The sequence below is a fragment of the Cereibacter sp. Soil_C_27 genome (genome assembly GCF_057657095.1).
This window is the reverse complement of the sequence record NZ_JBDGJD010000002.1, coordinates 516,677-528,716: the sequence shown is the minus strand read 5'-3', so window position 1 is coordinate 528,716 and position 12,040 is coordinate 516,677. Positions and strand designations below refer to the sequence as shown.

Sequence of the window (12,040 nt, the reverse complement as noted above, 5' to 3'; positions counted from 1 at the left end):
TCCTCCTCCGGGATGAGCCTATGCCCCGTCACCGCAGGCTGTCCAGCGGCTCAGCTGTTCTCGGGCATCAGCGAGGCGAAACTCGCCTCCTGCACGATCAGCACCGCCTGCGTCCGGCTCTGCACTCCGAGCTTGCGCATGATCGCGGTGACATGCGCCTTCACCGTGGTCTCGGCGATGGTCAGGTCATAGGCGATCTGCTTGTTCAGCCGCCCCTCGCAGATCAATTGCAGGATCTTGGCCTGCTGCCGGGTCAGGAGCGCCAACCGGGCGATGGCGTCCTCGCGCTGGGTGGTGGGCGCCGCCGGGTCGGATTGCGGGGTGTAGCCCTCGGGGACATAGCCGCGCCCCTCGCGCACCGCCTCGAAGGCGGCGCGGAACACCTCGCGGCGGGAGTGTTTCGGCACGAAGCCCGCCGCCCCCGCCTTCAGCGCCGCGCCGATCACCCGGTTGTCGGCCAGCGACGAGACCACCACCACCGGCACCGTCCCCAGACTGGCCCGCAACCGGATCAGACCGTCTAGCCCGTTCACATCCGGCAGGTTCAGATCCAGCACCACCACATCGAAGCCCGGCGTCAGGTCCAGCCGGTGCAGCGCGGTCTCGAGCCGGTCGGCGGTTTCGATCTGGGTGATGCCCGCCACCGCCTTCAGCGTCATCGACAGCGCATCGCAGAACAGCGGATGGTCGTCGATGATCAGCGCGGAATGCAGCGGGCGGAAATGCGGTTCGGTCATGCGGGGCCTGCGGTTCTTTGCCTTACGCTAGCATCCGCCCGGCCCCGCAGGAACCCATCCCAAGGTCGGGGATCAGGTGATCACGTCGGGCTCCTTGCGCCCGGTGTGACGGGTGATCCCTGCGATCTCGTGCGCCGCCTCGATCACCGGACGCAGCGCCTGCTGCGGATCGTGGTCCAATCCCTCCGGCCCCGGCGCGTAGCGCTCGAGGTAGAGCCGCAGCGTCGCGCCCTCGGTCCCGGTGCCCGACAGGCGCATCACGATGCGGCTGCCGTCCTGGAACAGGATGCGCACGCCCTGCTTCTGGCTGACCGAGCCATCGACCGGATCGGTATAGGCAAAGTCGTCCGCCTCGGCGATCTTGAGGTGATGGTCGAAGGCGACACCGGTCAGGCCCTTCAGCTTGCCGCGCAGCTCGGCCATCATCGCATCGGCCTTTGCCGACTCGATCGCCTCGAAGTCGTGGCGCGAATAGTAGTTGCGCCCGAACTTCTCCCAATGCTGTTTCAGGATCTCGGCCACGCTCTCCTTGCGGACGGCGAGGATGTTGAGCCACAGCAGCACCGCCCAGAGCCCGTCCTTCTCGCGCACATGGTCCGATCCGGTGCCGAAACTTTCCTCGCCGCAAATGGTGACGCAGCCCTCGTCCAGAAGGTTGCCGAAGAACTTCCAGCCGGTCGGCGTCTCGTAATCCTTGATGCCGAGAAACTCCGCCACCCGGTCCACCGCCGCCGACGTGGGCATGGAGCGCGCCACACCCTTCAGCCCGCCGGCATAGGCCGGGGCCAGATGCGCATTGGCTGCCAGCACCGCGAGGCTGTCGGAGGGCGAGACATAGATGCCCTTGCCCACCACCATGTTGCGGTCGCCGTCGCCATCTGAGGCTGCGCCGAAGGCGGGGGCGTCGGGGCCGAACATCTCGTCCATCAGCGCCTTGGCCCAGGTCGGGTTCGGGTCGGGGTGCATGCCGCCGAAATCTGGCAAGGGCCTGCCGTTGACCACGGTGCCCGGGGCCGCGCCCAGACGGTTCTCGAGGATCTCCCTCGCGTAGGGCCCGGTCACGGCGCACATCGCGTCGAAGCGCATGGTGAAGCCCGCGGTGAACATCGCCCGGATCGCGCCGAAGTCGAAGAGGCTCTCCATCAGCGTGGCGTAATCGGCCACCGGATCGACCACATCGACCTGCATGCCGCCCACGTCCACCCGACCGATGGCGGAAAGATCGATGTCGGGCGTGTCCAGCGTCTTGTATTCGGTGAGCGTCTTCGTCGCGGCATACATCGCCTCGGTCACCGCCTCGGGGGCCGGGCCGCCGTTCGGCATGTTGAACTTGACGCCGAAATCCTCCTCCGGTCCGCCAGGATTGTGGCTGGCCGACATGATGATGCCGCCGTCGGTCTTGTAGAGCCGGATCAGATGCGAGGCGGCAGGGGTGGAGAGCACCGCATTCTGCCCCACGATCACCCGCTTCGCCCCGTTGGCCGCCGCCATGCGCAGGATGGTCTGCGCGGCGGTGTCGTTGAAATACCGCCCATCGCCGCCCAGAACCAGCGTCTTGCCGGTGGCGCCACCGATGGCGGTGAAGATGGATTGCACGAAATTCTCGAGGTAATTCGGTTGCATGAAGACCGGGGTCTTCTTGCGCAGGCCGGAGGTGCCGGGTTTCTGGTCGTCAAAGGCTTTTGTGGAAATGGTCTTGATCGTCATGGGGTCTCTCCCGTTGCGGCTGGTGCGAAGACCAACACGGAATGCGCCGGAGCTTCAAGCCCCGGCAAAGCGGTCTCGGCCCCGCAGTCGGGCCGCGTGGTGTCGAGGATCAGTTGCCAGCCGCCGGGGCTGTCGGGCAGCGCGAGCGGCAGGGCGGGCCCGCAGTTCAGCACGGCGAAGACCGGGCTCTCGCCATGGTCCTCACCCTCGGCGGCCATGCGCAGCTCCATGCAGAGACAGCGGAAGGCCGGGTCGTGCCAATCCTCAGGGCTGGGCGAGGCACCGTCGGCGCGCCGCCAGATCACGTCGGGCAGCCCGTCGGCCTCGCGCCGGCGGGCATGCAGGAAGCGCTTCTGGCGCAGCACCGGATAGGCGCGGCGCAGCGCGATCAGCCGCGCGACGAAATCCTGCATCTCGCGATCGGCGTTCGGCCAGTCCACCCAGCCGATCTCGTTGTCCTGGGCATAGGCATTGTTGTTGCCGCCCTGCCCGTTGCCGATCTCGTCGCCGCCGAGGATCATCGGCGTGCCCTGGCTCAGCATCAGCGTGGCGAGCATGTTGCGCCGCCGCAGCGCCCGGGCGGCCCGCAGCGCCGGATCGTCGCTCGGCCCCTCGGCTCCCATGTTGTCGGAATGGTTGTCGTCATGGCCGTCGCGGTTGTCCTCGCCATTGGCGAAGTTGCGCTTGACCGAGAAGCTGACGAGATCGGCCAGGGTGAAGCCGTCATGCGCGGTGATCATGTTGACCGAGGTGGTGGCTGCGCGCGCGCCATGATCGAACCGCTCCGCCGAACCGAGCAGCCGCTGCGCCAGATCCGGCGTCACCCCGGCGTCGCCGCGCCAGAAGCGCCGGACGCTGTCGCGGAACTTGTCGTTCCACTCGAGGAAGGGATGCGGGAAGGCGCCGAGCTGATAGCCGCCCGGCCCGATGTCCCAGGGCTCGGCGATCAGCTTCACCCGGCTCAGCACCGGGTCCTGGCGGATCGCGTCGAAGAAGCCGCCCTGCGGATCGAAGCCCGAGGCTTCGCGCCCCAGCACCGAGGCGAGGTCGAAGCGGAAGCCGTCGACATGCATCACCTCGACCCAGTAGCGCAGGGAATCCAGCACCATGCGCAGCACCATCGGATGCGCGAGATCCAGCGTGTTGCCGGTGCCCGTGTCATTGGCATAGCGCCGCCCGCCCTCGGTCAGCTTGTAATAGCTGCGATTGTCGAGCCCGCGGAAGGACAGCGTCGGCCCCAGTTCGTCGCTCTCGCCGGAATGGTTGTAGACCACGTCCAGCAGCACCTCGATCCCGGCGGTGTGGAAGCGCCGCACCATGGTCTGGAACTCCCAGAGCGCGGATTTGGTCAGATAGCGCGGCTCGGGCGCGAAGAAACCGATGGTCTGGTAGCCCCAGTAGTTGCTGAGCCCCTTGTTCACCAGGAAGCGGTCGTCGAGGAAGGCCTGCACCGGCAGCAGCTCGATCGTGGTGATGCCGAGCTTCACCAGATGGTCGAGCACCGCATCAGAGGCGAGGCCGAGGAAGGTGCCGCGCAGGCCCGGGTCCACCTCGGGATGCAGCGCGGTCAGCCCCTTCACATGCGCCTCATAGATCACCGTGCGGTCCAGCGGCACGGCGGGCGAGACATCGTTGCCCCAGTTGAAATTGCTCTCCAGCGCCACCACCGATTTCGGCACGGCGAAGGCGGAATCGCGGGTGTCGATCGACAGATCGCCGCGCGGGCTGCCGACCTTGTAGCCCATCAGCGCATCCGACCATTTCAGCCGCCCGGAGAGCTTGCGCGCATAGGGGTCGATCAGCAGCTTGGCCGGGTTAAAGCGATGCCCCGCGTCGGGCTGGTAGGGCCCGTGCACCCGGTAGCCGTAGAGCGTGTTCGGGACCACGCCGCCGACATGGATGTGCCAGACATCACCGTAGCGTTCGCGCAGCGGCAGGCGGCACAGCTCCTTGCGGCCATCGGGCGAGAAGAGGCAGAGCTCCACCTTCTCGGCATGGGCCGAGAAGACCGCGAAATTCACCCCGTCGCCGTCGAAGCTGGCCCCCATCGGCCAGGGGCGGCCCGGCCCGATCGCGTGACCGGACAGCCGGGCGGGCGGCGGCTCGGACGGCGCTGTCACGCGAGCAGGCTCTGATAGAGGGCGGCATATTCCGCCGCCGAGCTCTCCCATCCCACCGGATGCTTCATGGCGTTGCGCTGCACCTGGGTCCAGCAGCTCTGGTCGCCGTAAAGCGCCACCAGCCGCCGCAGCGCCTGTGCTAAGGCCGGAGCCTCGGTCGGGTGGAAGGTGATGCCCGTCGCCACCCCCGCCGCCATCGCCGCCGGATTGGCGTCGATCACCGTATCGGCCAGCCCGCCGGTCAGCGCCACCACCGGCAGCGCGCCATAGCGCAGCCCGTACATCTGCGTCAGCCCGCAGGGCTCGAAGCGCGAGGGCACCAGCACCGCGTCGCCGCCGGCGAACATCAGATGGCTCAGCCCCTCGTCATAGCCGATCCGCACCCCGACCCGGCCCGGGAAGCGCACCTCCAACTCGCGCATCGCCGATTCCAGCGCCGCGTCGCCCGAGCCGAGCACGGCCAGCCCGCCGCCTTGCGCCACGAAATCGGGCAGCACGGAGGGAATGAGGTCGATCCCCTTCTGGTCGGTCAGCCGGCTGACGAGGATCGCCAGCGGCCCCGGCACGTCGAGCTTGAAGGCGCCGCTCAGCACCTGACGGCTCTCGGCCTTGCGCTTCAGCGTGCGGGCGGAATAGGGCCGCTCCTCGACCTCGGGCGACCAGATGTCGGTATCGACGCCGTTGAGAATGCCGCTGACCCGGTCGGCCCGGGCGGCGATGACGCCCTGCAGCCCCATGCCGAACTCTGGCCGCCGCAGCTCGGCGGCATAGGTCGGCGAGACGGTGGTGATCCGGTCGGCGGTGATCAGCCCGGCCTTCAGCGAGGAAAGCCCGCCGTAATATTCCAAGGCCCCCGGATGGAACTCCTGCGCCGGCAGCCGCAGCTCGTTCAGCATACCGGCGGGCGCCCAGCCCTGGAAAGCGATGTTGTGCACGGTCAGCACAGACTTCACCCCGTTCGCCCCGCCATAGGCGAGATAGGCCGGGGCCAACGCCGCCTGCCAGTCATGCGCATGCAGCACGTCGGGGCGCCAGCCGTCGCCCATTCCCTCGCGGGCGATGCGCGCGGCCATCCAGCTCAGCGCGGCGAAGCGCTGCGCGTTGTCGCCCCAGTCGCCCTGCGGCCCGGAATAGGGCCCGCCCTCGCGGTCGTAGAGATGCGGCGCGTCAAGAAGCAGCATCTGCCGTCCGGCCACCTCGCCCGCCATCACCCGGCCGCGACCGCCGAAAAGATTGTCCTCGGCAAAGACCTCGACCATCCCCTCCAGCCGCCATTGCAGCGCCCGGTAGCAGGGGATCAGCACCCGCATCTCCCAGCCCTGCGCGGCAAGGGCCGCAGGCAGCGCGCCGACCACATCGGCAAGGCCCCCGGTCTTGAGCAAGGGCACGCATTCCGACGCAACCGACAAAACCCGCCCGAGCGTCCCCATTCCTGCCTGCCTTCCTGCTTCTTCTCTGCTCAAATATCCCGCGGGGGTCCGGGGGCGCGAAGCCCCCGGTCCTGCCCTCAACCCAGCTGTGCCGCCCGAGCGTCGAGCATGTCCTGCGTCACCAGCACGATGCCGGAGTCGGTACGGCGGAACCACTTCGCATCTTCCATCGGATCCTGCCCGACCACCAGCCCTTCCGGGATGATGACGCCGCGATCAAGGATACAATTTGTCAGGTCTGCCTTGCGGTTGACCACCACCTGCGGCAACGCCACCACATATTGCAGACTGGAATAGCTGTGCGTCCGGCAGCCGGTGAAGAGCAGCGAATTGCTGATCTCGGACCCCGAGACGATGCAATCCCCCGCCACCAGCGACGACACCGCCGAGCCGCGGCGGCCTTCGGTATTGTGAATGAACTTCGCGGGCGGCACGATCTCGGAATAGGTCCAGATCGGCCAGTCGGTGTCGTAGATGTCGAGCTTCGGCACGAAATCGGTCAGGTCGATGTTGGCTTGCCAGAAGGCGTCGAGCGTGCCCACGTCGCGCCAGTAGGGCTCGGTCTCCAGCCCGCTCTTGACGCAGCTGTCCGAGAAGCGATGCGCCATCGCCTTCCCGTTCTTAACGATCTGCGGAATGATGTCGTTGCCGAAATCGTGGCTCGAATTCGGGTCGGCGGCATCGCGGATCAAAAGGTCGCGCAGCAGATCCCAAGTGAAGATGTAGATCCCCATCGAGGCCAGCGCATTGTCCGGATCGCCGGGGATCGAGGGCGGATCGGCAGGCTTCTCCAGGAAATCGGTCACGCGCATCTCGGCATCCACATGCATGACGCCGAAGGCGGTCGCCTCCATCCGCGGCACGGTGAGACAGCCGATGGTCACGTCGGCCTGCGTCTCGCAATGCTGACGCAGCATGATCTCGTAATCCATCTTGTAGACATGGTCGCCCGCCAGCACGACGACATATTTGATGCCGTAGCTGTCGACGATGTCGATGTTCTGCGTCACCGCGTCGGCCGTGCCCAGATACCACTGGCTCTCGCTGACCCGCTGCGAGGCCGGCAGGATGTCGAGATATTCGTTGCGCTCGGCGCGGAAGAATGCCCAGCCGCGCTGGCAATGCCGGATCAGGCTGTGGGCCTTGTATTGCGTGGCGATCGCCATCTTGCGGATTCCCGAGTTCAGCGCGTTGGACAGCGCGAAGTCGATGATCCGGGTCTTGCCGCCGAAATAGACCGCAGGCTTGGCGCGCCGGTCGGTCAGTTCCTTGAGGCGGCTGCCGCGCCCGCCGGCCAGCACGAAGGCCATGGCCTGCGACGAGAGCCGCGTATTTGGTCCGGTCTGCATTCTTCCCTCCCTAGTCACGGGCTTGCTGCCCGCCTTTTACCGTCCCGTGGCCTCGCCCTGCCGGAAGATCACGGCCGACAGGGGCGGCAGCGTCACGAGTGCCGACTGTTCCTGCCCGTGCCATCCGACCGCCTCGGTCACGACTCCTCCCAGATTGCCGCGGTTCAACCCTCCGTAGATCGCCGCGTCGCTGTTGAGCACCTCATCCCACTGCCCGCCCGCCGGGAACCCCAGCCGATACCGCCGCTCCACCGGCGCCATGTTCAGCGCGACCACCACCATCGGCTCCTCCGCCCGGCCCTTGCGGGCATAGGCGAAGACCGACTGGTCGGCATCATTCGCCTCCAGCCACTGAAACCCCTCAGGGCGCGAGTCGTTCCGGTAAAGGGCCGGAGTTTCGCGATAAATCCGGTTCAGGTCGTGGACGAGCCGCTGCACCCCGCGATGCGACGGATCGTCGAGCAGGTGCCAGTCGAGGCTCTGGTTGTGGTTCCACTCGCGGGCCTGCGCGAACTCGCAGCCCATGAAGATCAGCTTCTTGCCGGGATGGGTCCACATGTAGCCGTAATAGGCCCGCAGATTGGCGAATTTCTCCGGCCCCTCGCCCGGCATCTTCTGCAGCATCGAACCCTTGCCATGCACCACCTCGTCATGGCTGATCGGCAGCAGGTAATTCTCCGACCAGGCGTAATGCAGGCTGAAGGTCATCTGGTGGTGATGGTGGCGGCGGTGGATCGGGTCCTTCTCCATGTAGGAGAGGGTGTCGTTCATCCAGCCCATGTTCCACTTGAAGCCGAAGCCGAGCCCGCCATGATTCACCGGGCGCGACACCCCCGGAAAGGCGGTGCTCTCCTCGGCTACCGTCACCACGCCGGGGTCTTCGCCATAGGCGGTGACGTTCACCCGCTTCAACAGGTCGATCGCCTCGTAATTCTCGCGCCCGCCGTCCTTGTTCGGCACCCACTCGCCAGCCTTGCGCGAATAGTCGCGGTAGAGCATCGAGGCCACCGCATCGACGCGCAGCCCGTCGATATGGTATTCCTCCAGCCAGTAGAGCGCGTTGGAGGTGAGGAAGTTCGACACCTCGATGCGGCCGTAATTGTAGATCAGCGTGTTCCAGTCCTGGTGGAACCCCTCGCGCGGGTCGGCGTGCTCGTAGAGCGGCGTGCCGTCGAAGCGGCCCAGCCCATGCGCGTCGGCCGGGAAATGGCCCGGCACCCAGTCGATCAGCACGCCGAGCCCCTTGCGATGCGCCGCGTCGACCAGCGCGCGGAATTCGTTCGGCGTGCCGTGGCGGATGGTGGGCGCGTAGAGCCCTACCGGCTGATAGCCCCAGGAGCCGTCGAAGGGGAACTCCGACACCGGCATCAGCTCGATATGGGTGAAGCCCATCCCGGCGGCGTAATCCACCAACTGCTCGGCCAGCTCGAGATAGGAGAGCATCCGGTCGCCCGGCGCGCGTTTCCAGCTGCCGAGATGCACCTCATAGACCGAGATCGGCGCGTCGATGCCCTGCCGCGGCCCACGCTCCGCCATCCAGTCGGCGTCGGACCAGCACGGCTCGCGGATGTCGCGCACGACGGAAGCATTTTTCGGCGCATGTTCCGAGCCGAAGCCCACCGGGTCGGCCTTCAGCGGCAGCAGCACGCCGCCCGGCGCGCGCAGCTCGTATTTGTAGGCGGTGCCCTCGCCGATCCCGGGGATGAAGGTCTCCCAGACCCCGGTCATGCCCCGACGGCGCATCGGGTGGCGGCGCCCGTCCCAGAGGTTGAAATCGCCCACCACCGAAACCCGCTCGGCATTCGGCGCCCAGACGGCGAAGGTGGTGCCCTCGACGCCCTCATGCGTCATCGGATGGGCGCCCAGCACCTGCCAGATGCGTTTGTGCGTGCCCTCGCCCAGCAAATACTCGTCCATCTCGCCGAGGATCGGGCCGAAGCGGAAGGCGTCGTCGAACTCCCATGTCGCGCCATGCCCCTCGGCCCGCAGCCGGTAGGGCTCGCGCCGCTGCATCGGAGCTACGAAGAGGCCGGGGAAGTCGGGGACCGGTGTCGCCTCGACCTCGGCGCTTGCCAGCACCAGCAGCCGGTCGGCGCCGGGAACGAAGGCGGTCAGGGTCAGCTGACCGCCTTTCTCATGCAGACCAAGAACGGAAAACGGATCCCCATGCGCGCCCTCGACAATGGCCCGCGCAACCTGCGGGTCAATCAGCGTTTCCGAAGGCTTGGCCATGGTTTCTCATCCTTGCAGGGCCGACTCGACCGACCATATGTCCGTCATGTAACCACGGATCGTACGGTCCGACGAGAAAAAGCCCGACCGTGCCGTATTCATCGCGGCCATGGTCAGCCAGCGGTTGCGATCGGCATAGGCCGCATCGGTTTCGGCCTGCGCTGCAACGAATGCGTCGAAGTCCGAGGCCACGAGGAAGTAGTCGTGGTGCCAGACCCGGTGGACGAGGCCGTGGTAGCGGTCCTTCTGGCTCGGGCTGAACACGCCCTCGGCGATGTTCTGCAGCACGTCCTGCAGCACCTGACTGGCCTCGATCGCCTTCTTCGCGTGATCGGGGTCCTCGCGCCGCGTCACCACCTCTTCGGCGGTCAGGCCGAACAGGAAGAAGTTCTCGCGCCCGACTTCCTGCAGGATCTCCACATTGGCCCCGTCCAGCGTGCCGATGGTCGGCGCGCCGTTGATCATGAACTTCATGTTGCCGGTGCCCGAGGCTTCCTTGCCCGCGGTCGAGATCTGTTCGCTGAGGTCGGCGGCCGGCACCAGACGCTCGGCCATCGAGACGTTGTAGTTCGCCGGATAGACCACCTTCAGCCGGTCGCCCACCACCGGGTCGGCGTTGATCGTGGCACCGACGTCATTGATCAGGTGGATGATCTCCTTGGCCACCACATAGCCCGGCGCCGACTTGCCGCCGAAGATCTTCACCCGCGGCACCCAGTTCGCCGTCGGATTGGCGCGGATCGCCTGCCAGCGGGCGACGGTCTCGAGGATGTTGAGAAGCTGGCGCTTGTATTCGTGGATGCGCTTGATCTGCACGTCAAAGAGCGCGTCTGGGCTGACGCTGACGCCGAGATCCGCCTTCAGCCAGTTCGCCAGCGCCACCTTGTTCTGCCGCTTGGCCGCGTCGAAGGCGGTCAGGAAGCCTTGATCCGGCACATGCGGCTCCAGCTCCTTCAGCCGGTCGAGATCGGCCTCCCAGCCCTCGCCGATCGTCTCGGTGATCAGGCCCGAGAGCGGGCGGTTGGCCATCTTCAGCCAGCGCCGCGGGGTGACGCCGTTGGTCTGGTTGATGATCCGCCCCGGATGCAGCTTGTCGAGCTCGGGGAAGAGGTTCTTCTTCACCAGATCCGAATGCAGCGCCGAGACGCCGTTGACCTTGTGCGACATGATGAAGGCCAGCTCGCCCATCCGCACCTCATGGTGCTTGACGATGCCGACGTAATGCGGCCGCCCCGGATAGCTGCGGCGGTGCCAGCTGTCGATCTGCTCGACGATCTGCATGTGGCGCGGCAGCACGTTGCCGAAGGTGAAGGTCGCCCAGCGCTCCAGCGCCTCGGGCAGCAGCGTGTGGTTGGTGTAGCCAAGGCAGGCCTGCGCGATCTCCAGCGCCTCCTCGAATTCCAGCCCATGCTCGTCGACCAGAAGCCGGATCAGCTCCGGCCCGGCGATGGCGGGGTGGGTGTCGTTCATCTGGATCGCCACATGCGCCGGCAGCTTGCGCAGGTCGCCATGCGACGAGGCGAAGCGGCGCAGGATGTCCTGCAGCGCGGCGGAGGTCAGGAAGAACTCCTGCTTCAGCCGCAGCTCCTTGCCCTGATAGGTCGTGTCGTCGGGATAGAGCACCCGGCTCAGCGTCCGCGCCAGCGTCTCGGGTTCGGCGGCGGCGGCATAGTCGCCGCGGTTGAACCGGTCGAGGTCGAACATTGTCGTCGGCTTGGCACCCCAGAGCCGCAGCGTGTTGGCCCAGCGGCCCTTCCAGCCGATCACCGGCGTGTCATGGCCCATGGCGAAGACCGTCTCGCCCGGGGTCCAGACCTCCTTGCCGTCGCGCGACACGACCTCGCCCTTGAAGCCGATGGTATAGGTCGCCTCGGGGCGGTCGAATTCCCACGGGTTGCGCTGGTTCAGCCAGTCCTCCGGCGTCTCGACCTGCTGGCCCTGCTCGAAGCGCTGGCGGAAGAGCCCGTGCTCGTAGCGGATGCCGTAGCCGTAGGCGGGGCAGCCGAGCGTCGCCATCGACTCCATGAAGCAGGCGGCCAGCCGGCCCAGCCCGCCGTTGCCCAGCGCGGCATCGGGCTCGTTGCCGATGATTTCGCGGAAGTCTTGGCCCAGATCGGCCATGGTCTTTTCCGCGACCTCGTGCAGGCCGAGGTTGATCGTGGCGTCTTCCAGAAGCCGCCCGATCAGGAATTCCATCGACAGGTAATAGACCCGCTTGCGGTCCTCCGCCCAGGTGCGGCGGGTGGAGGCGAACCACGGCTCCATGATCCGGTCGCGGATGGCATAGGACAGCGCCATGCGCCAGTCGTAGACGCTGGCATGCGGGGCATCCTTGCCCAGCGTGAAGGTCAGGTGCCGCAGGACATCGGATTTCAGCAGGTTCGGGGTCAGGCTCTGATCGGTCACAACTCTGGTCCGTTCATGGGTCCGACGTGCGGACAGTGGGCGGTTTCGGTGTGCCGCGC

At 66.8% G+C, this 12,040-nt stretch carries 7 protein-coding genes; all 7 read right to left on the bottom strand.

The window, feature by feature from the left end:
• Positions 1-50 precede the first annotated feature (50 nt).
• A complete protein-coding gene (locus AC3A5Z_RS09490) occupies positions 51-737 on the bottom strand; it encodes a response regulator transcription factor (RefSeq protein ID WP_444666165.1) in 687 nt (228 codons plus the stop codon).
• A gap of 72 nt (positions 738-809) precedes the next feature.
• Positions 810-2,444 (bottom strand): alpha-D-glucose phosphate-specific phosphoglucomutase, encoded by a 1,635-nt coding sequence (locus tag AC3A5Z_RS09485; RefSeq protein WP_487519110.1) that lies wholly within the window; start codon positions 2,442-2,444, stop codon positions 810-812.
• The gene (glgX, locus tag AC3A5Z_RS09480; protein ID WP_487519109.1) at positions 2,441-4,564 is read right to left on the bottom strand and encodes a glycogen debranching protein GlgX; all 2,124 of its coding nucleotides are present in this window, start codon (positions 4,562-4,564) and stop codon (positions 2,441-2,443) included. Before glgX ends, AC3A5Z_RS09485 begins: the two co-directional genes overlap by 4 nt.
• Positions 4,561-5,994: a glycogen synthase GlgA gene (glgA, locus tag AC3A5Z_RS09475; RefSeq protein ID WP_487519108.1), complete on the bottom strand. Its 1,434-nt coding sequence runs from the start codon at positions 5,992-5,994 to the stop codon at positions 4,561-4,563. Before glgA ends, glgX begins: the two co-directional genes overlap by 4 nt.
• Positions 5,995-6,071: 77 nt before the next feature.
• Positions 6,072-7,343 (bottom strand): glucose-1-phosphate adenylyltransferase, encoded by a 1,272-nt coding sequence (gene glgC, locus AC3A5Z_RS09470; RefSeq protein WP_487519107.1) that lies wholly within the window; start codon positions 7,341-7,343, stop codon positions 6,072-6,074.
• A gap of 36 nt (positions 7,344-7,379) precedes the next feature.
• Entirely contained in the window at positions 7,380-9,575 is a 2,196-nt protein-coding gene (gene glgB, locus AC3A5Z_RS09465) for a 1,4-alpha-glucan branching protein GlgB (RefSeq protein ID WP_487519106.1), read from the bottom strand.
• A 6-nt stretch (positions 9,576-9,581) separates the two neighbouring features.
• On the bottom strand, positions 9,582-11,981 hold the full coding sequence (locus AC3A5Z_RS09460; RefSeq protein WP_487519105.1) for a glycogen/starch/alpha-glucan phosphorylase: 2,400 nt from the start codon (positions 11,979-11,981) through the stop codon (positions 9,582-9,584).
• Positions 11,982-12,040: the final 59 nt, after the last annotated feature.